The organism is Microbacterium sp. NPDC058021 (genome assembly GCF_042885955.1).
In the GTDB taxonomy this organism is placed as follows: domain Bacteria; phylum Actinomycetota; class Actinomycetes; order Actinomycetales; family Microbacteriaceae; genus Microbacterium.
Genome location: NZ_JBHVRF010000002.1, coordinates 580,676 through 604,979, shown reverse-complemented (window position 1 = coordinate 604,979; position 24,304 = coordinate 580,676). Strand labels below are relative to the sequence as shown.

The window sequence follows — 24,304 nt, the reverse complement described above, 5'->3', positions numbered from 1 at the left end:
CTCCCGCCCCGCGGGGGTGTCAGCCGATGGCTGCTTCGACGTCGGTGACCATCTGGTTCCACGTCGACACGGGGTCGGCGCCACCGATGATCTGCACCTGCGCGGCGTTCCACAGGTCCCAGACCGCACCCATCTCGGGGATGGAGGGCATGGGCACACCGTTCTGCGACGAGGCGACGAAGCCGCCGATGATCGGGTCGCTGGAGACCTCTTCAGCCAGCTCGCTCCACGCGGGGATGCGCGGGTCGGCTTCGTAGAGCGCCTTCTGCGCCTCGGGGGTGGCGAGGTAGTTCACGAGGAACTCCTGGGCCAGCAGCGCGTTCTCGCTCTGCGAGCTCAGGTAGAAGCCCTGCACGCCCACGAAGGGAGCCGCGGTCTCGCCGCCGGCCGACGGGATCGGGTTCACCGCGACGTTCACGCCGTCGGCGGTCAGTGCCTCGATCGCCCACGGGCCCTGCACGGTGTAGGCGGCCTGACCGGACGCGAACAGCTCGTTGTTGGTGTCGTAGTCGATCGTGGTGGAGATGTAGCCGGTGCCGTTGGTGCCGTTGGCGCCGAGCCACGTGGCGAACGCCTCGCCGGGCGCGCCGCCCATGCCGACCTCGGTCGTGTACGAGCCGGTGTCGTCCTGCTGGAAGACCGGAGCGCCGAACGACGTCTGGAAGCCGTACATCGTGTAGGCGTCACCGGTCTGCCCGGCGGTGTTGATGACGATCGGACGCTCAGCGCCCGCGCCCTGTGCGGCGGCGATCATGTCGTCCCACGTCGCGGGTGCCTCTTCGCCGACCAGGTCGGTGTTCTGGACGAGTGCGATCGTCTCGAGCGAGTACGGCAGCGCGTAGAGCTGACCGTCGTAGGTCATGGCGTCGACCGCGACCTGCTCGAACGAGTCGGCCTTCTCGCCGAGGTCCACGGTGTCCACGACGCCGGCGGCCACGAGGGCGCCCAGCCAGTCGTGCGCGCCGATCGTGATGTCGGGGCCTTCACCGGTCGGGACCTGCGAGATGAAGTCGGCGCGGATGTCCTCGAAGTTCTTCTGCACCAGCTCGATCTTCGCGCCGGTCTCCTCCTCGAACGCGGCCGCAGCGGCCTCGATCGCGGGCTCGCGGTTCTCGTCCGTCCAGACGGTCAGGACGGCGCCCGAACCCTCGGTGCTGTCCGCTTCCTCGGTGCTGCCGCCGGCGCAACCGGCGAGCAGGACGGCAGTCGACGCGATCGCGACGATGCCGATTCCCATCTTGCGCATGGATTTTCCTTCCGTGGGGTGGTCGATCCTGCGGGCCTCGTCTGAGGTCGCGCCCTTACGACCGGTGGTGGATGTTGGGCCGGGAGGCCGCAACGGATACATCTGTCAGACCTGCTCCCGTGCAGCAGTGCGCGGCGAGCGGATGACGGCGACGTCGCCACCGGCAAGACTCAGCATGCCCGTGATCTCGGTCCGCGTCAGCAGGTTGATCCCCTCGACCGGAAGCTGTACCGCCTCGGTCGTGTGGTTGATGGCGACGACGAACTCCGCGTCGTCGCGTCGGCGGCGGACGATCTCGACGCCGGCGGGCACGTCGGCGGGGGCGACGCCCGCGTCGGCGTAGACCGCGGTCATGATCGCGGCCAGCCCCGCGGCATCCGGACGGGTGCTCACGTACCAGCCCACACCCGCGCCGTGGTGGTTGCGGGTGATCGCCGGCTCGCCGGCTGCCGGGCCGCCGAGGTACGTCGCCCGCACCTCGGCACCGGCGAGCACCAGGTCCTCCTGCCAGACGTCGGCGCGGAGGGTCTGTCCGTTCCAGTCGATGTCGCCGGTGGCGCCTTCCCGCAGCGGCAGGTGCTCCTCGACGCGCACACCCAGGGCGGGCTCGAGCGGTGCGCCGAAGCCGCCGGCGTGCACCGCGTCGTGCTCATCGACGACGGCCGAGAAGAACGACACCAGGAGCGTGCCGCCGCCTTCGACGTAGCGGTTGAGGTTGTCGGCGTCGGCGAGGCTCAGCATGTACTGGGCCGGGGCGATCACGAGCTTGTAGCCGGAGAGGTCCTGGCCGGGCAGGGCGAAGTCGACGGTGATGCCGTCGCGCCACAGTCGCTCGTAGTAGGCGCGGATGCGCTCGTCGTGGCCGACGTCCTCCGACGGGCGCCATTCCAGATCCTGCGCCCAGAACGACTCGAAGTCCCAGAGGATGGCGACGTCGGCGTGCACTCGGGAGCCGCGCACCTCCTCGAGGCGGTCGAGCCTGGCGCCGAGGTCGACGACCTCGCGCCACACGCGGGAGTCGGTGCCGGCGTGGGGGAGCATCGCGGAGTGGAACTTCTCGGCGCCCGAGCGCGAGGCGCGCCACTGGAAGAAGAGGATGCCGTCGGCGCCGCGGCCGAGATGCGAGAGCGAGTTGCGCGCCATCTCACCGGGGCGCTTGGCGATGTTGCGCGGCTGCCAGTTGACGGCGGAGGTGGAGTGCTCCATGAGGATCCACGGCGCACCGCCGCCGACCGAGCGGGTGAGGTCGGCGGCGATGGCCAGACCGATCTCGCCCTCTTCGTCGGCCGCCCACAGGTAGTGGTCGTCCGAGACGATGTCGACCTCGCGTGCCCACGCCCACAGGTCGCAGCCGTTGTGCTGGTTCGCCATGAAGTTGGTGGTGATGGGCCGATCGCTGTGCGCGCGGATCGCGTCGCGTTCGGCGATGAAGCACGCGCGCAGCTGGTGGTCGGTGAACCGGGCGTAGTCCAGGCGCTGGGCGGGGTTGACCGTCGAGGGGGCGGCGGCGGGGGCGCCGACGTGCTCCCAGTCGGTGTAGTGCTGACCCCAGAAGGCGGTGCCCCACGCGGCGTTGAGCGCGTCGAGGGAGCCGTAGCGCTCCTGCAGCCACAGGCGCCATTCGCGCACGGCGTGGGGCGAGTAGTCCTCGCCGACGGGGACGCCGTACTCGTTGTGCACGTGCCAGAGCACGACGGCGGGGTGGTTGCCGTAGCGCTGGGCGAGCTCGGTGGCGATGCGCACGGCTGCCTCGCGGTAGGCAGGTGCGGAGTGCGACGCCATGCCGCGTGCACCGAAGCCGAGGGTGACGCCGTCGCGGGTGATCACGCGGGCGTCGGGGTGCGCGGCGAAGAACCAGGCAGGGGGAGAGGCGGTCGGGGTGCCCATGTCCACCCGGATGCCGTTCTCGTGCAGCAACTCGACGACCTCGTCGAGCCAGGTGAAGTCGAACTCGCCCTCGGCCGTCTCCAGCAGCGCCCACGCGAAGATGCCGATGCTGACGAGATTCACCCCGGCCTCGCGCATGAGGGCGACGTCTTCGCGCCAGGTCTCACGCGACCACTGCTCGGGGGTGTAGTCACCGCCGTAGGCGATGCCGTCTACGTCGGGCCAGCGGGGGGTCGAGGTCATCGAACTCATCCTCGGATTCGGGGGACCGCTCGTCTGCTGTGACCGGTCCCAGGTGATGCAGACAGCCTACGTGGTCCTCACGGGTCCCGCATCTCGTGTTATCGAACTGTGACCGGTCACGGGACGGGCTCGGTGGGGGTAAAGTCACTCGACGTGGGGGATCTCAACGATGGTCGCCGCCGCCCGACGATCCGTGACGTCGCGGCGGCCGCAGGCGTGTCACGGGGCACCGTGTCGCGCGTCATCAACGGTGGTCACTGGGTGTCGCCCGACGCGCGCGAAGCGGTCGAGGAGGCCATCGCGCGCACCGGCTACACGGCCAACCACGCCGCGCGGAGCCTGGCCACCGGCCGCTCGAACTCGCTTGCCTTCCTCCTGACCGAGCCGCAGCAGCTGCTGTTCGCCGACCCGACGTTCGCGCTGCTGCTGCGCGGGGCGACCGAGGCGCTCGCGCAGCGGTCGATGACCCTCGTGCTGCTGGTGGCGGACACCGCTGCGGAGCGGGCGAACGTCGAGCACTATGTGCGCGCCGGCCACGTCGACGGTGTGCTGCTGATCTCCTCGCACGAATCCGACCCGCTGCTGGCCTCGCTCATCGAGGCGGGCGTGCCGACCGTGTGCACCGGTGTGCCGCTGGGGCACCGCGCGTACGTCCCGACCGTCTCGGTGGACGAGACGGAGTCGGCCCGCGTCATGACCCGTCACCTCATCGATCGCGGCTACCGGAAGATCGGCGTCATCACCGGCCCCGACGACACGTCGGGTGGCCGTTACCGATTGGTCGGCTTCCGTGAGGAGATGGGCGACCGGTTCGACCCCGACCTCGTCGAGCAGGACGTGTACTCGAGCGAGGCGGGTGCGGCAGCAATGACGCGGCTGCTGGAGCGCGCGCCCGATATCGACGCCGTGTTCGCGGCATCCGATGTCATGGCTGTCGGGGCGATCGCCGCCGCCCGCCGTGCCGGCCGGCGCGTGCCCGAGGATCTCGCCGTCGCCGGCTTCGACGACTCGGGTCTGGCCGAGACGCACGACCCGCCGCTGACGACGATGCGCCAGCCGTGGAGCCAGATCAGCAGTGCGATGGTGGAGATCCTGATCGACGTCATCAACGGCGTCCCCCGTGAGGACGTCGTGCTGCCGACGACCCTCATCGTGCGCGACAGCGCCTGAGTCCCGCCCCGACCGGCGGCGGTTCCGGCCGTGCGCGCCGGGCCCCCTGCCCGCCCCCCGCTCCCACCGGAGCCGCGGCCATTTCGCACACGTTCTCTCGATTCCGCATGTGAGTTCCTGCGCACACCCGCCGCTGCCGCCGGAGCCGAGGCCACTCCGCACGCGTTCTCTCGATCCCGCATGTGAGTTCCTGCGCACACACGCGGGGCATCAGTCCGCCGAAGGCCCTCTCGGCGCACCCGCTGCGTCGAACACCGTCCCGGCCGGCGCACCGCCCGCGGTCCGGAGACACCTCGGATCCGCACGTGAGTTCCCGTTCACACACCTGTCACTGAGCCTGGAGCTGTGTGAGCGGGAAGTCACATGCGTGTTCGAGGGGGGCGGGTGGGGAGAGCGCGACGGGCGGCCGGAGGTCGCGTCGTGCTCGCCGCAGCCGCCGCTGTCGGGGCGGGGGAGTGCGTGAGCGGGAACTCACATGCGAAAAAGAAAGTGTCTGCGGTCCCGGAGGGCTCCGCGCGGGCAACGTGCGGGGCGGCGCGGGTGGCGCGGGGCGGGGCGAGGCGGGCGTGGCGGGGCGGGGCGGGGCGAGGGGAGGCGGGTACGGCGGGCGTGTCGGAGGGGGCGCGTAGCGTGCGGCCATGGATCGCTACGCGCGCACGATCGACCCGTTCGAGGCCATGGCCGAACCGGTGCGCCGGCGCCTCGTCGAGGTGCTGGCCGACGGCGAGCACACCGCGGGGCAACTCGCCGCCGTCGTCGGTGGCGAGTTCCGCATCAGCCGCACGGCGATCTCCAAGCACCTCCGGATCCTGCGTGACGCCGGGTTCGTCGAGGTGCGCGGCGACTTCCAGTGGCGCTGGTACTACCTGACGCGCGACGGCCTCGGCTCGCTGGAGGCGGCCGTCCGACGGCTGCGGCGGAAGATGTCCGGCGGCATCGGCTGGGACAGCGATCTGCGGGCCAAGAGGGATCCGCTGGCCGGGCCCGGATTCGACGGCCGACCGGTGCCGCGCAAGGGTCCGGGGCGCGCGCCGGCGCGCGGACGCCGCGGCCATCAGAGCCTCCCGCCCGAGGCGAGCGACCCCGAAGCGGGGCTCTATCCGGTGTTCCCGGTGGTGGAACACATGCCGCTGCCGTAACCCGGAGCGAGCGCGCAGCCCGCCCCACCTAGAATCGACGGGTGACTTCAGGCCGCTCTTTCTACATCACGACGCCGATCTACTATCCCAGCGACGTGCCCCACATCGGCCACGGCTACACCACCGTGGCGGTGGACACCCTCGCGCGCTGGCACCGCCAGGCGGGCGATGACACGTGGATGCTCACGGGCACCGACGAGCACGGCCAGAAGATGCTGCGCGCCGCTGCGGCCAACGGCGTCACGCCGCAGCAGTGGGTGGACAAGCTCGTCACCGAGTCGTGGTTCCCGCTGCTGGAGACCCTCGACGTCGCCAACGACGACTTCATCCGCACGACGCAGGAGCGCCACGAGCGCAACGTGCAGGCCTTCTTCCAGACACTCTACGACCGCGGCTACATCTACGCCGGGGAGTACGAGGCGCTGTACTGCGTGGGCTGCGAGGAGTTCAAGCCCGAATCCGAGATCGTCGACGGCACCGGTGCCTTCGAAGGCCTCAAGGTCTGCGCCATCCACTCCAAGCCGCTCGAGCTGCTGCAGGAGAAGAACTACTTCTTCAAGCTCAGCGAGTTCCAGGACAAGCTGCTCGAGCTCTACAAGGATGTCCCCGACTTCGTGCGCCCGGATTCCGCCCGCAACGAGGTCATCTCGTTCGTCAAGAACGGCCTGAAGGACCTCTCCATCTCGCGGTCGACGTTCGACTGGGGCATCGGTGTGCCGTGGGACGAGTCGCACGTCATCTACGTGTGGGTCGACGCGCTGCTGAACTACGCCACCGCCGTCGGCTACGGGAGTGACCCCGAGCAGTTCGAGCGTCGCTGGCCGGCCTACCACGTCGTCGGCAAGGACATCCTGCGCTTCCACGCCGTCATCTGGCCCGCGATGCTCATGGCCGCCGGCGTCGAGGTTCCCCGCGGCGTCTTCGCGCACGGCTGGCTGCTGGTCGGCGGCGAGAAGATGTCGAAGTCCAAGCTCACCGGCATCGCGCCGTCGGAGATCACGGACGTGTTCGGCTCCGACGCGTACAGGTTCTACTTCCTCTCCGCCATCGCCTTCGGCCAGGACGGCTCGTTCTCGTGGGAGGACCTCTCCGCCCGCTACCAGGCGGAGCTGGCCAACGGGTTCGGCAACCTCGCCTCCCGCACGATCGCGATGGTCGAGCGCTACTTCGAAGCCGTCGTGCCGCCCGCAGGTGCGTACACCGACGCCGACCTGCGCGTGCAGCAGACGGTGGCCGATGCCGCCGCCGCCGCGGATGCCGCCATGGAGCGGTTCCGCCCGGATGAGGCGATCACCGCCATCTGGACGATCGTCGACGCGCTGAACCTGTACATCACCGAGAACGAGCCGTGGGCGCTCGCCAAGGACGACGCGCAGCGCGAGCGGCTCGGCACGGTGCTGTACACCGCCGCCGAGGGCCTGCGCGCCCTCGCGGTGCTGCTGTCGCCGGTCATGCCGCACGCCACCGGCATCCTGTGGGACGCCCTCGGTGCCGCCGCGACCCTCGGCGCGCTGCAGGACCAGCCCATTCGCGACGCCGGCACCTGGGGGCAGCTGCCCGCCGGGGCGTCGGTCAGCGGGCTCGCGCCGCTTTTCCCCCGCGTCGAACAGAGCGCATGACCGATCCGAGCCAGTACGTCCGGCAGCGGGAGAAGGGCGCGCGGGACGTGAGTTACCCGCCCGCCCCCGAGCCGCTCGCGGTGCCGGTGTACGACAACCACGCCCACCTCGAGATCGAGGACGGCGAGGTGGGGCTGAGCCTCGACGAGCAGCTGGCCCGTGCGACGGCCGTCGGAGTCGTCGGGGTCGTGCAGGCCGGTGGTGACATCGACTCGAGCCGCTGGTCGGCGTGGGCGGCGCAATCACACTCCCAGGTGCTCGCCGCCGTGGCGATCCATCCCAACGAAGCACCGGCATATGCCGAGCGGGGCATGCTCGCCGAGGCCATCGCCGCGATCGACGAGCTCGCCGCCCAGCCGCGGGTGCGGGCGATCGGGGAGACGGGGCTGGACTTCTTCCGCACCGGACCCGAAGGCCTGCCCGCCCAGTACGAGAGCTTCGAGGCGCACATCGCGCTCGCCAAGCGCCACGGCATCGCGATGCAGATCCACGACCGTGACGCGCACGACGAGGTGCTGGCGACCCTCCGCCGCGTCGGGGCGCCCGACCGTACGGTCTTCCACTGCTTCTCGGGCGATGCCGACATGGCGCGCATCGCCGCCGACGCCGGCTACTACCTCTCGTTCGCCGGCAACGTGACCTTCAAGAACGCGCAGAACCTGCGCGACGCGCTCGCGGTGACCCCCCACGAGCGCATCCTCGTCGAGACCGACGCGCCCTTCCTCACCCCCGTGCCCTACCGTGGCCGACCGAACGCGCCGTATCTGATCCCGGCGACCGTGCGCTTCCTGGCGGAGGAGCTCGGCACCGACCTCGACGCGCTGTGTGCGCAGCTGGCCGCCAACACCCTCGCCGTCTACGGATCCTTCGCCGACTGACCCGCCGACGCCGACGACGATGCCCCCGCGGCGGCGGTCAGCCACGCGAGCATGACGGCCTTCGAGTTGCCGTCGTCGACCGCCGGCAGTGTCGCCAGCGCGGCCGCCGCGGCCGCGCGCTCGGCCTCGCCGGCCAGCGCCGAGTACATCCGCACGTACTCCCCAAGGGGCCCGGTGAACGCGGTGGGCCCGGCATCGGCGACGTTCGCCGCCACGCGCGCAGGGTTCGCGCCGAGGTAGTCCAGCGCCACCGGACTCAACGGCAGCAGCTGGATGCCGAGGAACGCGGACGGCTCCGGCGAGAACCACGTCGCATAATCACGTTTGCCGCCCCAGGTGAGCGACACGATCGGGTGGGCGAAGCCTTCGGCGAGGGTCTGCGGGTCCGGTTCCAGCCAGAGCGCGCGGGCGGCGGCGACCTCGGCCGACAGCAGCCAGGTCGCCGTCGACGTCAGCGCGTCGTCGCCGCGTGCCTCGGCCCACAGCGCCAGGCCGTTCCAGGCGGCGACCGCCTCGGAGCTCGATTCCTGGTTGTTGCCGTCGGCGAAAGGCGACAGGCCCGATGCCCAGGAGTGGCCGCGGTACGGGTCGAACACGCGCAGCTGCGGGAGGGCGTCCGCGGCCGCACCGCCGGCGATGTCCGCGGCCAGCGCGTCCATCACCTCCCGCAGGGGCTCGGCACGCTCGGGCGCTGCGGCGACGAGCGCCGCCGCAGCGCTGAGGAAGTAGCCGTAGTGGAAGTGGTGGTCGTTGCCCTCCTCCGACCCGAACGAGGGGGCCTTGCCCACCACCAGGCGCAGCGCATCGTCGTAGACGAAGCAGCGGGTGTCGCGCTCGGCGCAGCCGCCGGGCTCCGCCCACGGCGACAGTTCCGTCCACAGGCGCTCGGCGACGCGGGCGGCGAGGTCGGCCTCTCCCAGTTCGCCGGCGAGGGTGAGGAGCGCGCCCAGGCGGGCGAGCGCCTTGCCGCCGTAGTAGGTGTCGGTGGGAAGCGGCGGCGTGGCATCCAGATCCGCCGCGATCTGCGCCGCGATGTCGCTGCGGACCGCGTCGTCGGCGCCGTCGAGATCGAACGACGCCCGGGCGGGCTGGACGGGCACCGACCATTCCAGCTCGGTGCCCGCGCACGCGACCGCGTCGCCGTAAGCGGTGCGGAAGGTGCCCAGCCCGCACGCGGCATCCGTCTCGTGGCCGGGGAACGGCACGAGGACGGTCGCCGCGGTGCCGGTGTACGTCAGCCGGGTCGACGAGGCCTCCGCGTCCTGGCCGGAGTCGATCTCCACCCCGCTGATCGGGGCATCCAGTGCGGCCGCCCAGTCGGCGATGTCGGCATCGTCCGGCAGCGCGAACCACTGCGCGTGCCCGTCGGCCGGAACCGTCAGGGTGCCCTCGGACCACCGGGACCCGGGGGCCACGACACCGAACGTCGTGTCGTCGGCGGTCGCCGTCCACACCCCGTCGCCCGCGGGCTCGAGCGCAGCGCCGGGAACCAGGGCGGACTCCCGCGCCGCCGTGAAGCCGACCACGGGGGAGCCCTCCGCGATCGTCACGTCGCCGACGGCGTCGCCGCCGTCCCACCAGCGCAGCGTGACCGAGACGGCATCCGCCCGCACGGCCCCGAAGCGGTCCGCGGTCAACCCGACCTGCAGGCCGCCGGCGAACGAGGCCGCAATGGTCTGCGCCGTCGCCGAGACCGCCGGCAGGTCCAGCGTGAAGGCGTCGGATGCCGCCGCGAACGCGAGCGGGAACGGGTAGACCGGCTGCGGCTCCGCGCCGAAGACGAGCCCCGAGTACCAGCGGTTGGTCGGCGGGATGACGCCGTCCGCGATCCGCGGCGCACCCACCTCTGCGACGCGCTCCACCGGCAGGCCCGAGACCGTGGCCGCCGACACCGCCTGCGGCGCCCACTGACCGGGCACGGCATCGTCGACCGGACCGGCCGTGCAGCCGGTCACCACGAGCGCCGCACCCACCAGCAGCCCCGTGACGAGGCGCCGGGCGTTCACAGGCCCACCTTCTGCACGAGATCCCGCAGCGCATCGCCGACGCCGGCGAGCGGCCCGTCGTCACGAAGCTGCAGGGTGACCTGCACCGGGGTGCCCGCCTGGAACAGACCGGTGGCGGCGCGCCGCGACAGGTCGCCGCTCGTGATCCGCAGGGTGGACATCGCCTGGCCCTCGGCGGTCTCGACGTCGATCCCGTCGACGTCGCCGCGCAGCACCGACTGGTTGGGCAGCAGCAGTTCCACGTCGCTGCCCTCGGCGATGCGGGCATAATCGCGCGGCGAGAGCAGGAACTCCGCCTCGACGAACAGCGACGCGTCCTGATCGACCGTCGCCAGCACGCTCCCGGCCTGGGCGAATCCCCCCTGCGGCACGGCCACGTCGCGGACGGTGCCGTCGACGGTGGCGACGATCGTGGAGGTGCCGTCCGCCGCGACGCTCGCCGCGACCTCCGCGTCGGAGACCTGGCCCGAGGCGATGTCTCGTTGCAGCTGCAGGCTGCGCACCTCGAAGAGCGGTTGGCCGACCGCCACTTCGTCGCCGACGTCGATGTACTGCCGGGTGACGATGCCGCCGTAGTCGGTGCCGACGGGGTAATTCTGCGCGACGATCATCGCGCTCGTGGACAGCACCCGGTGCTGGCGCTGGTTGAACACGACGGTGCACGCGGCCACCACGACCAGCACCAGCAGGATGCCGCCGGCGAGCTTCAGCCGATTGGTCCAGGTCATCGCGCACCTCCGGCGGGGACGAGTTCCGGCGCGGTGGCGACCGGTGCGGCGACCGGCTCCGCGACCGCCGGCGGCCGTGCGACGACGGTGACGGGCGCGGCGAGCGTCGGGACCCCCGCCGGCACGACGCGGGCCTTCGGATGCGCGAGGACATGCGCTTCGCGCAGCGCGGTCACGACGAACGCGCCGAGGATCACGGTGTTGGTGGCGTTCCACGCGGTGGCCAGGGTGAACACGCCGTTGTCGGCGTCGCGCCAGATCGCAACGACCGTCGTCAGCGCCAGGAAGAGGAAGAAGAGCGTCTGCGGGATGATGAAGTTGAAGGGCGACCGCCGCGTGGCGGAGCCGGTGACGTGCCAGCCGACGTCCTTTCCGGTGAGGGCGTTCCACAGCGCTTTCGCGTAGATCGGGAACGACACCGTGGCGAGGGTGAGCGTCTCCCACCGGAACGACCCGACGGCGAACCAGGCGAGCAGGATCTGCATGACGTAGAAGCCCGCGTAGTACAGCGCCCACGTGAGCACGGTGGTCTCGAGCGTCATCGGCCGCAGGTCGAAGTAGATCTCCAACGGCGGCACCAGCAGCAGCAGCAGTGGACAGATGCCGGCGAGGTAGAAGCTCGCCGTCACGAGGTACTGGATGCGCTGGTCGGTGGTGAGGGTGCGCCGCGGGCTCAGCGGGTTGTGGTGCAGCAGGATCTCGAATCCGCCCGTCGCCCAGCGCAGCTGCTGCTGGCTGTACGCCTCGATCGTCTCGGGCGCCTCACCGACGGCGAGCGCGTCGGGCAGGAACACCGAGCGCCACCCGCGTTCGTGCAGCAGCAGCGCGGTCCAGACGTCCTCCGACTTCGAATCCGTGTAGATGCCGCCGATCTCGTCGATCGCGCGGCGGCGGAACACGACGTTCGTGCCGACGCAGAAGGCCGCGTTGAAGCGGTTGCGGCCGGGTTGGATGAATCGGTAGAACACCGTCTGCATGTACGCCGCCCCGCGGGCGACGACGGTGTCGAGATTGCCGTAGACCTGCGGCGTCTGCACGAACGCGACGTCGTCGTGCACGAAGATGGGCATGGTCTCCAGCAGGAACCGGGGCGAGGGGACGAAGTCCGCGTCGAAGATGGCGAAGAACTGTCCCTTGGCCAGGGTCAGCGCGTGGTTGATGTTGCCCGCCTTCGCGCCGTGGGAGCTCAGCCGGCGCACGTACCACGCGCCGACCTCCGCCGCCATCGCCCTGATGTCGTCGGACTTTCCGTCGTCCAGCACCCAGGTGCGATGCGCGCCCTGCAGCGCGACCGCCGCCGCGACGGTGCGGCGGACCGTCGCCGGATCCTCGCCGTAGACCGTGACGAACACATCGATCTGCACGGGCGCTCCGCGCAGGTGCACGGTGTCGTCGCCGCGCGCCAGGCGTGGCAGCAGGCGCGCGGCGGCGTCGTGCGCCGCATAGTCACGGGGGTTGCGCCCGCTGGAGAGGATCGTCCACATCGACAGCAGCGCATGCAGCACCAGGATGGACTCCGCGACGATGACCATGAGGTAGGGCAGCAGGTCCCCGCGGCTGTCCGGCGCCAGCAGGAACGCCGCGTAGGCCAGCACCCCGATCGTCGCGACGACGACGAGCAGGATCATGACCGGTGTCGGCTCTCCGCCGGTTCTCGGCTCCAGCCGCTCTGCGGTGGTGCTGCGTGGACGTGGTGATGCGATGCGTGCCATTCGGTTCCCCCCGATGGACTGGCGGTGCACCCATCCGCAGCGCCGTCGGCGCGCATGGATCCTTCCCCTGGCGTTGCGGCGTATCCCCCCAGGGACCGCAACGTGTTGTCCATGATGCGCGCCCGGCACGACAGGCGTGTTCCCTTCGTGTGAACGCTGTGTGACGAGTGGCTGGATGCCGACTCGGTACTGTTGAGGTATGCCGGTGACCCTCCTCGGCGCGGCAGAGATCCGCGCGCTCGCAGCCGAACTCGACGTCACCCCCACGAAGAAGCTGGGTCAGAACTTCGTGGTCGACGCCAACACGGTCCGCAAGATCGTGCAGGTCGCCGGCGTCCAGCCGGGCGACCGCGTCGTCGAAGTGGGTCCCGGCCTCGGGTCGCTCACCCTGGCGATCCTGGAGACCGGCGCGACGGTCACCGCCGTCGAGATCGACCACCGCCTCGCCGCGCGCCTGCCCGCCACCGCCGCCGCCCACGGCGTGCCCGACGGCGCGCTGACGGTCCTCGACGCGGACGCGCTGCGCGTGACCGAGCTTCCCGGCGATCCCCAGGTGCTCGTGGCGAACCTGCCGTACAACGTCAGCGTGCCCGTGCTGCTGCACTTCCTCGAGACCTTCGACCACCTCGAGCGGGGCGTCGTGATGGTGCAGGCCGAAGTGGGGGAGCGCCTGGCGGCATCCCCCCGCACGAAGGCGTACGGCGGGCCGAGCGTCAAGGCCGCCTGGTACGGCCCGTGGCGGCTGGCGGGCACCGTGTCGCGCCAGGTCTTCTGGCCCGTCCCCAACGTCGACAGCGTGCTGGTCGGCTTCCGCCGCGATCCGGAGCCCCGCGGCACCGAGGAGGAGCGCCGGCGCACCTTCGAGATCGTGGATGCCGCGTTCGGACAGCGCCGCAAGATGCTGCGCCAGGCGCTGGCGGGTGTGCTGGGCGGCACGGCCGCCGAAGCGTCCGCCGTGCTCGAGGCGGCGGGGGTCGCCCCCACCGCTCGCGGCGAGGAGCTGCAGGTCGAGGAGTTCCTGCGCATCGCGCGCGCAGCCCCCCTCTCGCAGTAGCGTGGGTGGGTGACAGATTCCCCGCGCTCCAAGCCCACCGTCGCCGACCTCCACCGGCCGTACACCGCCGCCGATGAACGCTACGGCTCCGTCGACTACCGCCAAGTGGGCACATCGGGCCTGCGCCTGCCGCCCATTTCGCTGGGCCTGTGGTGGAACTTCGGTGACAATGTGCCGTTCGACCGCCAGCGCGAGGTGCTGCGTCACGCGTTCGACATCGGCATCACGCACTTCGATCTCGCGAACAACTACGGGCCGCCCTACGGCGCCGCCGAGACCAACTTCGGCCGCATGATGCGCGAGGACTTCGGCCGCTACCGGGGCGAGCTGATCATCTCGTCCAAGGCCGGCTACGACATGTGGCGCGGTCCCTACGGTGAGGGCGGGTCCCGCAAGTACGTGCTCGCCAGCGCCGAGCAGTCGCTGCAGCGGATGAGCATCGACTACGTCGACATCTTCTACTCCCACCGCGACGACCCGTCGGTGCCGCTGGAGGAGACCATCGGGGCGCTGGACACGCTCGTGCGCCAGGGCAAGGCCCTGTACGTCGGCATCTCCTCCTACAGCGCCGCGCGCACCATCGAAGCCACCGCCATCGCGCGCAGCCTCGGCACGCCGCTGGTGATCCACCAGCCTTCGTACTCCATCGTCAACCGCTGGATCGAAGACGGCCTCACCGGTGCGCTCACGCAGGAGGGCTTGGGCGCGATCGCGTTCTCGCCGCTCGGGCAGGGCGTGCTCACCGACAAGTACCTCGGCGACCGCAAGGCCGAGCGCTCCCTCGACCGCTGGTCGCTGCCGCGCGACACCGTGTCGGAGAAGGCCCGCGGGCGCCTCCTGGGCCTCGACGCGATCGCGAAGGAACGCGGCCAGACCCTCGCCCAGATGGCGCTGCAGTGGGTGCTGCGCGACGGCGTGGTGGCCTCGGCGCTCGTCGGCGCGTCCCGGCCGGAGCAGCTCGACGAGAACCTCGCCGCCGTCAGCGGACCCGCCTTCGACACCGAGGAGCTGGAGCGCATCGACGCCCTGTCCGACGGCATCGAGGTCGGACTCTGGGAGTCGACGACCTCGTGACGCTGGCCGCCTCGCCCGACCGGGTGCACGTGCGCGCACCGGGGAAGATCAACGTCTTCTTCGAGGTCGGCGACGTGCAGGAGGACGGCTATCACGACGTGGCATCGGTCTACCAGGCCGTGTCCGCGTACGAAGACGTCTACGCCACGCACGCCGACGGGTTCACCATCTCCGTCGACGGCGTCGTGGACGTCTCGGGCGTGCCCGTCGACGACCGCAACCTCGCCATCCGCGCCGCGCGGCTGCTCGCCCAGGAGATCGGCTACCCCGGTGGGGTGCACCTCGAGATCCACAAGGCGGTCCCGGTGGCCGGCGGCATGGGCGGCGGCTCGGCGGATGCCGCGGCGGCGCTGGTCGCGTGCGACGCGCTCTGGGACGGCGGGGTGACCCCCGCACGCCTGCAGCAGCTGGCCACGCGCCTGGGCGCCGACGTGCCGTTCGCGCTCATGGGCGGCACCGCCGTCGGCACCGGGCGCGGCGACCAGCTCAGCCCCGCGCTCGCGCGCGGACGGCTGGACTGGGTGATCGCGACGACCTCGGTGGGGCTGTCGACCCCCGACGTGTATCGCGAACTCGACCGCCTCCGCGAACGCAGCGCTCCCGACATCGCCCCGGCGCGCGGCGTTCCCGACGCCGACCCCGCCGTCCTGCAGGCCCTCCGTACCGGCGACGCGACCGCGGTCGCCGCGGCCCTGCGCAACGATCTGCAGGATGCCGCCTTCTCGCTGCGCCCCGAATTGGCGGCGCTGCGCGACCTCGGCTGCGACAACGGTGCGCTGGCGGGTCTCGTGTCGGGCTCGGGTCCCACGGTGGCCTTCCTCGCCGCCGATGCCACCGCCGCGCTGGATCTGCGGGTCACCCTCGCCGCCGCCGGGTTCGATGCGCTGACGGTCCACGGACCGGTGCCGGGGGCGCGTGTCGTCGGTTGAGGGCACAATGGGGCGATGACCGACTCCGTGACGAACGAGGCCTGGAAGGCCGCCCCCGTCGACGCCGCCTCGCGGCAGGCGCTGACCACGCGGGGGCTGGAGTACCGCACGGTCTCCCACGACGACCCACCGGCGTTCGCCGGCTGGCTGCAGGCCGTCGCCCGCGGCTTTCAAGACGGTGAGCGCAACGACGAGCACATCGCCGTCAACCGTGAACTGACCGCCTACCGCCGGTTGACCGGCGTGTACGACGCCGCGGCGCCCATGGCCGACACCCCGGTGGCGACCATCGCCTCGTGGATCGCCGAGGTCAGCGCCCCCGGGGGCCGCGCCATCCCGTCGTGCGCAATCACCTCGGTGACCGTCGCCCCCACCCACCGGCGCCGCGGCATCGCGCGGGCGATGCTGGAGGGGGAGCTGCGCGCCGCCGCCGGCGCGGGGCTGCCGATGGCCATGCTCACCGTCAGCGAGTCGACGCTGTACGGGCGCTACGGCTTCGCGCCTGCCGCCGCCTCCGCGTCGTGGACGATCGAGACCAAGCGTGCCCGCTGGGTCGGTCCGCAGCCCGACGGGCGGGTGGACTTCATCCCGCGGGCGCGACTGCGCGAACTCGCGCCCGAGTTGCACGACCGCGCCCGGCGCGGCGCACCGGGCGAGATCGAGGTGCCCGCGGGGCATTGGGACAACATCGCCGGCACCCGCCGCGACGCGAAGGACACCGACAAGCTGCGCGCGGTGCAGTACGCCGATGCCGGGGGACAGGTCACGGGCCTGGCCGTCTACACCGTCGAGGGCAACGACGACGACTTCACCAAGGCGACCGTCACCGTCGGGTATCTGCTCACCGCGACCGACGACGCGTACGCGGGGCTCTGGCGGTTCCTGCTCGAACTCGACCTCGTCGGCACCGTGAAGGCGTCCGAGCAGTCGGTCGACGAGCCGCTGTGGTGGATGATCGACGACCAGCGGGCGGCGACCATCACACTCCGCGACCATCAGTACCTGCGCATCCTCGACGTGCCCGCGGCGCTCGAGGCCCGCTCCTACGGCGCTCCCGGGCGCTTCGTGCTCGATGTGACCGACCTGCTCGGCATCGCCGGCGGCCGGTTCCTGCTGGACGCTGCCGCCGACGGCACCGCGTCGGTGACGCGGCTCGCCGACGACGACCGGCCGACCGGGGCGGTCGAGGTCGCGCTGGATGTGCGCGAGCTGTCTGCGGCGTACCTCGGCGGTGTCTTGCTCGCCACGCTCGCACAGGCGGGCCTGGTGCAGGCGACCGACGCCGACGCCGCCGCGCGCACGTTCGGCTGGCACGTCCCGCCGCGACTGAGCGTCTGGTACTGACGGCGATAGTCCAGCGCGATCCCTTGCGCAACACGGTGCGCGTGTCGGAGGGGGCGGTTACCCTTGACGCTCACGCGACGGAAGGATCCGCGATGAGAGCACGACTGGGTGACACCGTGATCGCCGAGGCCGACGAGGGGGACCTCATCAGCATCGAGGGCAACTGGTACTTCCCGCCCGACAGCGTCGCGTGGGATCTGCTCACCGAGAGCCCGACGCCCTACACCTGCCCGTGGAAGGGCCGGTGCCAGTACTACACGGTCGACGGGCACGCCGACAACGCGTTCGCCTATCCCGACCCCCTGCCCAGCGCGATCGACCGAGTGGGCCGGGACTTCTCCGGCTACGTCGCGTTCTGGCAGGACGTGCAGGTCGGCGACTGAGCGTGATCGAATTCCGCGGTGTCTCGAAGTCGTTCCCCGACGGCACGCGTGCGGTCGAGGACTTCTCGCTGCAGATCCCGCCGCACCGCACGACGGTGTTCGTCGGCTCCTCCGGATGCGGCAAGACCACACTGCTGCGCATGATCAACCGCATGGTCGAGCCCACCTCCGGCGCCATCACGATCGACGGCGTCGACATCGCGACCCGCCCGGCCGTGGCGCTGCGGCGCAGCATCGGGTACGTCATGCAGAACTCGGGGCTGCTGCCGCACCTCACCGTGGCTGCGAACATCGCCACGGTGCCGCGCCTGAACGGCGTCGCGCGGGGGCCTGCCCGCGAGCGCGCCCTCGAACTCATGGCGACGGTGGGACTGGATGCCGCGATGGCCGACCGCTACCCGAGTCAGCTCTCCGGCGGACAGCAGCAGCGCGTGGGCGTCGCCCGGGCGCTTGCGGCCGACCCGAACATCCTGCTCATGGACGAGCCGTTCGGTGCCGTCGACCCGATCGTGCGCGCCGAGCTGCAGGACGAGCTCACCCGTCTGCAGCGCGAGATCGGCAAGACGATCGTCTTCGTCACCCACGACATCGACGAGGCGTTCTTCCTCGGCGACCAGGTGATCATCCTGGAGCGCGGCGCCCGCATCGCGCAGCAGGGCACGCCCGACGAGATCCGCGAGAGCCCGGCCTCGCAGTTCGTCGCGGCCTTCGTCGGCGCACGGGAGCGACGCGCACCGTGAGCTGGGTCCTGGCCAACCTCGGCCTCATCGCCGAACTCTCGCTCGAGCACATCCGCCAGAGCGTGATCCCGGTGGTGCTGGGGCTCGTGTGCGCCGTGCCGCTGGGATGGGTCGCGTGGCGGTATCGCCTGGTGCGCGGGCCGCTGCTGACCATCAGCGGGCTGCTGTACACGATCCCCTCACTCGCGCTGCTGGCGCTGCTGCCCGGCATCCTGGGGGTGAGCTTCCTCAGCGAGATCAACCTGCTCGTCGCGCTGACGCTGTACGCCATCGCGCTGCTCACCCGCTCGGTCGCCGACGGCTTCGACGCCGTCGACCCCGACGCCCGCCTCGCCGCGATCGCGATGGGCTACGGCCCGGTGCGCCGGTTCTGGGGCGTGGACCTGCCGCTGGCGGGGCCGGTCATCCTGGCGGGACTGCGGGTCGCCGCCGTGAGCACGGTGTCCCTCGCCACCGTCGGCGTGCTCATCGGCGTCACCAACCTCGGCTACCTGTTCACCAACGGGCTGCAGCGGCGCATCGTGCCCGAAGTGCTCGCCGGCATCGTCGCCGTCATGCTCATCGCCGTCGTGATCGACCTGCTGCTGGTGCTCGGCGGCTGCCTGCTGCTGCCGTGGAGCCGGGCGACTTCCCGCGGGACGTCGCGGGTGCGCAGGGCCGCCACGACCGCGGAGGTGACGGTGTGAACCTCTTCCTCGAGGCGCTGGCCTGGATCTTCGCCCCCGAGCAGTGGTCGGGAGCGGCATCCATCGGCACCGCCGTGGGGGTGCACCTGGCCTACACCGCCGTCTCGGTCGTCATCGCCGCGCTCATCGCGGTGCCGCTGGGCTGGCTCATCGGCCACACCGGCCGGGGGCGTGAGATCGCGGTGGTCATCTCCGGCGCCGCGCGGGCCGTGCCCTCCTTCGGGCTGCTGATCCTGCTGGTGCTGCTGCTCGGCGTGCTCAACCGCCCCGAAGCGGGGGTCGTCACCTTCGTGCTGCTGGCCATCCCCTCGATCCTCGCCGGCGCCTACGCCGGCGTCGAGGCCATCGACCGCGCGGTGCTCGACTCCGGCCGTGCCATGGGCATGACCGAGTGGCAGGTGCTGTGGCGCATCGAGGTGCCGCTGGGCATGCCGCTGCTGGTGGCGGGGCTGCGCTCGGCGACCCTGCAGGTGGTGGCGACCGTGACGATCGCCGCGTATGTCGCCCTCGGCGGTCTCGGGCAGTACATCATCGCCGGCATCCCGCTGCGCCGCTACGACATGGTGCTCGGCGGCGCGCTGCTGATCATCGCACTGGCCCTGCTGCTGGACCTGGCGTTCGCCCTGCTGCAGCGCGCCGCGGTGCCCCGGGGCCTGCGCGCAGGACGCGCCGCCCGCGACACCCGCCGCGCGACCACCGCCGCACCCCGCCCCACCGACCGCACCCCCGTCCCGTCCTGACGTACCGAGGAGAAATCACCATGCCTATCGCACGCATTCCGCGCCGCCTGCTCGGCGGCGCCGCAGCCCTCGCCCTCGCGACCGCGGTGCTCGCCGGCTGCGCTTCGTCCGACCCGCTCTCCACCGACACCGGCGATGCCGGGGCGGACACCGAGACCATCGTCGTCGGCTCGCAGGCGTACTACTCGAACGAGATCATCGCCGAGATCTACGCGCAGGCGCTGGAGAACGCCGGCTACACCGTGGAGCGCTCGTTCAACATCGGCCAGCGCGACGCGTACATGCCCGAGATCGAGAGCGGCGCCATCACGGTGTTCCCGGAGTACACCGGCAACCTGCTGCAGTACTTCGAGCCCGACACCGAGGCGCGCACCGCCGACGACGTCTACGCGGCGCTCGTGGACGCGCTGCCGGAGGGCATCACGGTGCTCGAGCAGTCCACCGCGACCGACCAGGACTCCTACACCGTCACCGCGGCGTTCGCCGAGGACAACGGCGTGACCACCATCGCCGATCTCGCGGGCCTCACCGTGCCGCTCACCCTGGGTGGCCCGCCCGAGCTCGCCGAGCGCCCCTACGGGCCCACCGGCCTCGCCGACGTGTACGGCGTCGACGTGGCCTTCGAGGCGACAGGCGACACGACGGTCGAGTCACTCGTGGCCGGTGAGGTGAACATCGCGAACGTGTTCACCGCCGACCCGCGCATCCAGACCGAGGACCTCGTCGTGCTCGACGACCCGGAAGGGCTGTTCCTGGCATCCAACGTCGTGCCGGTCGTGAGCGCCGACCTCGCCGGCGAGCTGGCCGAGGTGCTCGACCCGATCAGTGCCGCGCTGACGCCCGAGGGCCTCGTGGCACTGAACGTGCAGAGCACCGAGGACGAGATGTCCCCGGCCGACATCGCGTCGGCGTGGCTCGAGGAGAACGGTCTGCTCTGACCCGCTGATCCACACGACGATGCCGCCGGGGAGCGCGACCCCGGCGGCATCGTCGTCGCTACAGGCGGGTGATGATGCGCTCGCGGTCGAAGCGGGCGACGATGAGCACGAAGGCCACCACGTCGACGACCAGCAGCACGGCGGCGGTGGCGAGGGCGACCGTCGCGTCGAAGAGCATGAGTCCCGTGGACTGCCCGATGATGATCGCGAGCACCGGGAAGACGACGAACATCGCCGTCCCCTGCGCGCCCTGCATCGTGGTGGAGCGGGCCGAGACCGCGACGATGAGGCTCGTGGCGAGAAAGCCCACGAGCGGGGCGAGCGCCACGACGACGACCACCCAGGTCCAGGTGGGGAAGAAGATCCCGCCCAGCAGTGGCCCGCCGAGCGTGTTGACGATGAGGGCGTACACGACGAACGCGATCCAGGTGATCGCGACCGCCGGGATCACCGAGCCGAGCACCTTCGCGAGCACCAGTTCGCGGTTGCTCAGCGGCGAGTACAGCAGGCCCTCGATCGTGCGTCGCTCCTTCTCACCGACGAGGCTGGAACTGGCGGTGATGCTGGCGGCCATGAGCGGGATGAGCAGGAAGAACGGCGCCATGAAGTACACCACGACCGCGTAGACGACGGTCTGCTCCGGTGAGAAGCCACCGGGCACGATGCCGCCGGGGAGGTTGTCGAGGAAGCTCTGCAACCCGCTGATGCTGGAGGCGGGGATGCCGGTGCGGCCGAGCAGCAGCACGACGGCGGGGATGAACGCGGCGAACATCAGCGGGACGACGACGAGAGGCGCGATCACCTGCTTGTCGCGTGAGATCTCCAGCCAGTCCTTGCGGACCACCGCCCAGACCCGGCGTCGATCGATCATGCGCCCGTTCCTTCCTCGAGCGTGGCGAAGTAGAGCTGCTCGATCGTCGGCGTCTCGGGGACGACCGCGTGCACCGGGATCCCCGCTCGCACGAGGGCCGCCACGACCGCGGCGACGCCCTCCTCACCCGCGGCGAAGCCGAGCCGCCCCGCGTCGTCGACGGTGGGTGGGCGCCCGGTGGCGGATGCCACGACCTCCCGCGCGCGGGCGGTGTCGCCCCCGACGGTGAGCTGCTGCCGGCGCTCCGGCCACCGGCGGGCCAGCAGGTCGGCGACGGGACCGGCGGTGAGCAGACGCCCGTGGCGGATGATGCCGATGTCGTCGCACAGGGATTCGAGGCCGTGCAGCTGATGCGTGCAGATGATGACGGTCGTGTGGAGCGAGCGGATCATGCGCTTGAGGTAGTCGATGAGGTCGGCCGCCGCCTCGGGGTCCAGACCTGCGGTGGGCTCGTCGAGGAAGAGCAGGTCGGGTTCGTGCATGACGGCACGGCCGACCGAGAGCTTCTGGCGCATGCCCTTGCTGAATTCGCCCACGAGCGAGCCCGCCCGCTCCTGGAGGCCCAGCACCGTGAGCACCGCGTCGATGCGGTCGTCGAGCTCGGGCCGGGGGATGCCGTACAGGGCGCCCCACGTACGCAGGTTCTCCCGCGCGCTCAGCGTCTCGTACAGGTTCGTGTCGGTCTGCACGCCGATGCGCCGGCGCAGCTCGTCCGCGCCGGTGCGCGTGACCGGCTCGCCGAACAGCGTGACCTCGCCCCGGTCGGGGGTGAGGAGCCCGGTGAGCAGGCGCACGGTGGTGGTCTTGCCCGAGCCGTTGGGCCCCAGCAGTCCGAAGGCGTGGCCGGGGGCCACGCTGAAGGACAGGTCCGAGACGACGTCGCGCTCGCCGAAGCGTTTGGACAGTCCCGATGCCCGCACGGTCGGCGTGGTCGTCTCGGCGGCGGATGCCGCAGCGGGCGGAGGGAAGGGCTGGGCCGTCACGGCGTCTCCTCGGTCAGGGTGCACTCTCGCGTGCGCGGGGGAGCCCCGGCCGCCTGAGGCCACCGTGCACCAGCGTGCCCGGCTTTGTCGAGCGGCGGGTCAGCCGAGCTCTTCGCCCAGCTCCAGCCAGCGTTCCTCGAGGGCTGCGATTTCGGCGGCCTGGGCGTCGCGACGCTGGTAGAGGTCGGCGACGTCGTCGTAGGCGGTCGAGCCGGCGGAATCGGCGATCTTCACATCGAGTTCGTCGAGGCCCTTCTGCAGCTTCTCGATCTTGCGGTCCAGCGCCGACAGTTCCTTCTCTGCGGTGCGGCGCTCCGCGCCGGACAGGGTCGAGGCGGGCGCCGGGGTCGCAGCGGCCGCGGCACCGGGGCCCGCGGCGGCGGCACGCTGCTGGGCTTGGCGCAGACGCAGGTATTCGTCGATGCCGCCGGGGAGGTGCCTGAGATGTCCGTCGAGGATCGCGTACTGCTGGTCGGTGACGCGCTCGAGGAAGTAGCGGTCGTGCGAGACGACGAGGAGGGTGCCCGCCCACGAGTCCAGCAGGTCCTCGATTGCGGCGAGCATGTCGGTGTCGAGATCGTTGGTGGGCTCGTCGAGGATCAGCACGTTCGGCTGCTCCAGCAGGATCAGCAGCAGCTGCAGGCGCCGCTTCTGCCCGCCCGAGAGGTCCTTGACGGGGGTGGAGAGCTGGGCGCTGGAGAACCCCATGCGCTCCAGCAGCTGGCCGGGGGTGAGATCCTGCGCCTTGGAACCGGTGCCGAGGGTGTAACTGGTGCGCAGACCCGAGATGACGACGCGCACCGGGTCGTTCAGGTGCGGGTCCAGCTCGTCCATCCGCTGGGTGAGGGTGGCGACCTTGACGGTCTTGCCGCGCTTGACCCGCCCCGCGGTGGGCTCGACGGTGCCGGCGATGAGCCCGAGCAGCGTCGACTTGCCGGCGCCGTTGACGCCCAGGATGCCGGTGCGCTCGCCGGGTGCGATGCGCCACTCGACGGTGCGCAGCACATCGCGCACGCCGCGGCCGTCGGTGGCGGGGTAGGACACCGAGACGTCGAGGAGGTCGACGACGTCCTTGCCGAGCCGCGCGACGGCGAGGGACTGCAGGGTCACGGGGTCGCGGATCTCGGGCACGTCGGCGATGAGCTCGTTGGCGGCGTCGATGCGGAACTTCGGCTTGGAGGTGCGGGCGGGGGCGCCACGGCGCAGCCACGCGAGTTCCTTGCGGGCGAGGTTCTGCCGACGCTGCTCGATCACCGCGGACTGACGGTCGCGCTCGACGCGCTGCAGCACGTAGGCGGCGTAGCCGCCCTCGAAGGGCTCGACCAGGCGGTCGTGCACCTCCCAGGTGCGCGTGCACACCTCGTCGAGGAACCAGCGGTCGTGGGTGACGACGAGCAGGGCACCGGAATTCGCCGACCAGCGGCGCTTGAGGTGCTCGGCCAGCCACGCGATGCCCTCGACGTCGAGGTGGTTGGTCGGCTCGTCGAGCATGAGCACGTCCCAGTCGCCGGTGAGCAGGCGCGCGATGGCGACGCGGCGCCGCTGGCCTCCGGAGAGGGTGCCGAGGGTGGCATCCCACGGCAGATCGGCCGCAAGCCCGGCCACGACATCGCGCGTGCGGGCATCGCCCGCCCACTCGTGCTCCGCCTGATCGCCGACGATCGCCTCGCCGACGGTGATGTCGTCGGGGAGGGTGTCGGCCTGATCGAGCACCCCCACGGTGACGCCGCCGCGCACCGTCACGCGCCCGGAGTCGGGCGTGACGCGGCCGGCGAGCATCGCCATGAGGCTGGACTTGCCGTCGCCGTTGCGGCCGACGATGCCGATGCGGTCGCCTTCGTCGACGCCGATCGAGACGCCGTCGAAGACGACACGGGTGGGGTATTCGAGATGCAGGGCTTCGGCCCCGAGAAGATGCGCCATGTTCCCTCCAG

21 protein-coding genes are annotated in these 24,304 nt (G+C 71.3%); 13 read left to right on the top strand and 8 right to left on the bottom strand.

All coding sequences use genetic code 11. The features are described from left to right. Positions 1-19: 19 nt before the first annotated feature. Positions 20-1,246 (bottom strand): sugar ABC transporter substrate-binding protein, encoded by a 1,227-nt coding sequence (locus tag ACFVR6_RS06420; protein ID WP_386960010.1) that lies wholly within the window; start codon positions 1,244-1,246, stop codon positions 20-22. Positions 1,247-1,351: 105 nt separating this feature from the next. Beyond that, positions 1,352-3,376, bottom strand: coding sequence for a beta-galactosidase (locus ACFVR6_RS06415; protein WP_386960008.1), 2,025 nt, complete (start codon positions 3,374-3,376; stop codon positions 1,352-1,354). 153 nt (positions 3,377-3,529) lie between these two features. Here ACFVR6_RS06415 and ACFVR6_RS06410 point away from each other — a divergent pair, with 153 nt between their 5' ends. From ACFVR6_RS06410 to ACFVR6_RS06395, 4 genes are all read left to right on the top strand, one after another. Further along, a complete protein-coding gene (locus tag ACFVR6_RS06410) occupies positions 3,530-4,546 on the top strand; it encodes a LacI family DNA-binding transcriptional regulator (protein WP_386960006.1) in 1,017 nt (338 codons plus the stop codon). 638 nt (positions 4,547-5,184) lie between these two features. Further along, positions 5,185-5,685: an ArsR/SmtB family transcription factor gene (locus ACFVR6_RS06405; protein WP_386960003.1), complete on the top strand. Its 501-nt coding sequence runs from the start codon at positions 5,185-5,187 to the stop codon at positions 5,683-5,685. 41 nt (positions 5,686-5,726) lie between these two features. After that, the gene (metG, locus tag ACFVR6_RS06400; protein WP_386960000.1) at positions 5,727-7,304 is read left to right on the top strand and encodes a methionine--tRNA ligase; all 1,578 of its coding nucleotides are present in this window, start codon (positions 5,727-5,729) and stop codon (positions 7,302-7,304) included. Further along, on the top strand, positions 7,301-8,182 hold the full coding sequence (locus tag ACFVR6_RS06395; RefSeq protein WP_386959997.1) for a TatD family hydrolase: 882 nt from the start codon (positions 7,301-7,303) through the stop codon (positions 8,180-8,182). Before metG ends, ACFVR6_RS06395 begins: the two co-directional genes overlap by 4 nt. Here ACFVR6_RS06395 and ACFVR6_RS06390 read toward each other — a convergent pair. From ACFVR6_RS06390 to ACFVR6_RS06380, 3 genes are read right to left on the bottom strand one after another with little or no spacing between them, the layout of a single operon-like run. Beyond that, positions 8,161-10,188, bottom strand: a complete 2,028-nt coding sequence (locus ACFVR6_RS06390) for a glycosyl hydrolase (protein ID WP_386959994.1) — start codon at positions 10,186-10,188, stop codon at positions 8,161-8,163. The genes ACFVR6_RS06395 and ACFVR6_RS06390 overlap by 22 nt on opposite strands. Further along, on the bottom strand, positions 10,185-10,916 hold the full coding sequence (locus ACFVR6_RS06385; RefSeq protein WP_386959991.1) for an HlyD family efflux transporter periplasmic adaptor subunit: 732 nt from the start codon (positions 10,914-10,916) through the stop codon (positions 10,185-10,187). The genes ACFVR6_RS06390 and ACFVR6_RS06385 overlap by 4 nt, the downstream gene beginning before the upstream one ends. After that, the gene (locus ACFVR6_RS06380) at positions 10,913-12,544 is read right to left on the bottom strand and encodes a glycosyltransferase (RefSeq protein WP_386959989.1); all 1,632 of its coding nucleotides are present in this window, start codon (positions 12,542-12,544) and stop codon (positions 10,913-10,915) included. The genes ACFVR6_RS06385 and ACFVR6_RS06380 overlap by 4 nt, the downstream gene beginning before the upstream one ends. 283 nt (positions 12,545-12,827) lie before the next feature. Between ACFVR6_RS06380 and rsmA the strand changes: the two genes are divergently transcribed. The 9 genes from rsmA (at position 12,828) to ACFVR6_RS06335 (ending at position 20,516) form a co-directional block, all read left to right on the top strand. Next, positions 12,828-13,682, top strand: a complete 855-nt coding sequence (gene rsmA / locus ACFVR6_RS06375; protein WP_386959986.1) for a 16S rRNA (adenine(1518)-N(6)/adenine(1519)-N(6))-dimethyltransferase RsmA — start codon at positions 12,828-12,830, stop codon at positions 13,680-13,682. 9 nt (positions 13,683-13,691) lie between these two features. Then, entirely contained in the window at positions 13,692-14,756 is a 1,065-nt protein-coding gene (locus tag ACFVR6_RS06370; RefSeq protein WP_386959983.1) for an aldo/keto reductase, read from the top strand. After that, on the top strand, positions 14,753-15,685 hold the full coding sequence (locus ACFVR6_RS06365) for a 4-(cytidine 5'-diphospho)-2-C-methyl-D-erythritol kinase (RefSeq protein WP_386959981.1): 933 nt from the start codon (positions 14,753-14,755) through the stop codon (positions 15,683-15,685). Before ACFVR6_RS06370 ends, ACFVR6_RS06365 begins: the two co-directional genes overlap by 4 nt. Positions 15,686-15,700: 15 nt before the next feature. After that, the gene (locus ACFVR6_RS06360) at positions 15,701-17,029 is read left to right on the top strand and encodes a GNAT family N-acetyltransferase (RefSeq protein ID WP_386959978.1); all 1,329 of its coding nucleotides are present in this window, start codon (positions 15,701-15,703) and stop codon (positions 17,027-17,029) included. Between the two features lie 92 nt (positions 17,030-17,121). Then, positions 17,122-17,412, top strand: a complete 291-nt coding sequence (locus ACFVR6_RS06355) for a DUF427 domain-containing protein (protein WP_386959975.1) — start codon at positions 17,122-17,124, stop codon at positions 17,410-17,412. Positions 17,413-17,414: 2 nt separating this feature from the next. Continuing rightward, positions 17,415-18,152 carry an ABC transporter ATP-binding protein gene (locus ACFVR6_RS06350; protein WP_386959972.1) on the top strand — a complete coding sequence of 246 codons (738 nt, stop codon included), beginning with the start codon at positions 17,415-17,417 and terminating at the stop codon, positions 18,150-18,152. Then, on the top strand, positions 18,149-18,838 hold the full coding sequence (locus ACFVR6_RS06345) for an ABC transporter permease (RefSeq protein ID WP_386959969.1): 690 nt from the start codon (positions 18,149-18,151) through the stop codon (positions 18,836-18,838). The genes ACFVR6_RS06350 and ACFVR6_RS06345 overlap by 4 nt, the downstream gene beginning before the upstream one ends. Continuing rightward, positions 18,835-19,578, top strand: coding sequence for an ABC transporter permease (locus ACFVR6_RS06340; protein WP_386959966.1), 744 nt, complete (start codon positions 18,835-18,837; stop codon positions 19,576-19,578). The genes ACFVR6_RS06345 and ACFVR6_RS06340 overlap by 4 nt, the downstream gene beginning before the upstream one ends. Positions 19,579-19,598: 20 nt before the next feature. After that, on the top strand, positions 19,599-20,516 hold the full coding sequence (locus tag ACFVR6_RS06335; RefSeq protein ID WP_386959963.1) for an ABC transporter substrate-binding protein: 918 nt from the start codon (positions 19,599-19,601) through the stop codon (positions 20,514-20,516). A 58-nt stretch (positions 20,517-20,574) separates the two neighbouring features. On the opposite strand, the gene ACFVR6_RS06330 is transcribed toward ACFVR6_RS06335, so the two are convergent. The 3 genes from ACFVR6_RS06330 to ACFVR6_RS06320 all read right to left on the bottom strand — a co-directional run bounded on the left by ACFVR6_RS06330 (position 20,575) and on the right by ACFVR6_RS06320 (position 24,293). Beyond that, positions 20,575-21,387, bottom strand: a complete 813-nt coding sequence (locus tag ACFVR6_RS06330; protein WP_386959960.1) for an ABC transporter permease subunit — start codon at positions 21,385-21,387, stop codon at positions 20,575-20,577. After that, complete coding sequence (locus ACFVR6_RS06325; RefSeq protein WP_386959957.1) at positions 21,384-22,370, bottom strand: ABC transporter ATP-binding protein; 987 nt, start codon at positions 22,368-22,370, stop codon at positions 21,384-21,386. The genes ACFVR6_RS06330 and ACFVR6_RS06325 overlap by 4 nt, the downstream gene beginning before the upstream one ends. A gap of 99 nt (positions 22,371-22,469) precedes the next feature. Then, a complete protein-coding gene (locus ACFVR6_RS06320) occupies positions 22,470-24,293 on the bottom strand; it encodes an ABC-F family ATP-binding cassette domain-containing protein (protein ID WP_386959954.1) in 1,824 nt (607 codons plus the stop codon). Between the last annotated feature and the right edge of the window lie 11 nt (positions 24,294-24,304).

Excerpts from the sequence above, each read along its gene's own strand:
- ACFVR6_RS06420 (WP_386960010.1), bottom strand. The coding sequence starts at position 1,246 with ATGCGCAAGATGGGAATCGGCATCGTCGCGATCGCGTCGACTGCCGTC.
- ACFVR6_RS06415 (WP_386960008.1), bottom strand. The coding sequence starts at position 3,376 with ATGACCTCGACCCCCCGCTGGCCCGACGTAGACGGCATCGCCTACGGC.
- ACFVR6_RS06405 (WP_386960003.1), top strand. The coding sequence starts at position 5,185 with ATGGATCGCTACGCGCGCACGATCGACCCGTTCGAGGCCATGGCCGAA.
- ACFVR6_RS06395 (WP_386959997.1), top strand. The coding sequence starts at position 7,301 with ATGACCGATCCGAGCCAGTACGTCCGGCAGCGGGAGAAGGGCGCGCGG.
- ACFVR6_RS06385 (WP_386959991.1), bottom strand. The coding sequence starts at position 10,916 with ATGACCTGGACCAATCGGCTGAAGCTCGCCGGCGGCATCCTGCTGGTG.
- ACFVR6_RS06380 (WP_386959989.1), bottom strand. The coding sequence starts at position 12,544 with ATGATCCTGCTCGTCGTCGTCGCGACGATCGGGGTGCTGGCCTACGCG.
- rsmA (WP_386959986.1), top strand. The coding sequence starts at position 12,828 with ATGCCGGTGACCCTCCTCGGCGCGGCAGAGATCCGCGCGCTCGCAGCC.
- ACFVR6_RS06360 (WP_386959978.1), top strand. The coding sequence starts at position 15,701 with ATGACCGACTCCGTGACGAACGAGGCCTGGAAGGCCGCCCCCGTCGAC.
- ACFVR6_RS06355 (WP_386959975.1), top strand. The coding sequence starts at position 17,122 with ATGAGAGCACGACTGGGTGACACCGTGATCGCCGAGGCCGACGAGGGG.
- ACFVR6_RS06335 (WP_386959963.1), top strand. The coding sequence starts at position 19,599 with ATGCCTATCGCACGCATTCCGCGCCGCCTGCTCGGCGGCGCCGCAGCC.
- ACFVR6_RS06330 (WP_386959960.1), bottom strand. The coding sequence starts at position 21,387 with ATGATCGATCGACGCCGGGTCTGGGCGGTGGTCCGCAAGGACTGGCTG.
- ACFVR6_RS06320 (WP_386959954.1), bottom strand. The coding sequence starts at position 24,293 with ATGGCGCATCTTCTCGGGGCCGAAGCCCTGCATCTCGAATACCCCACC.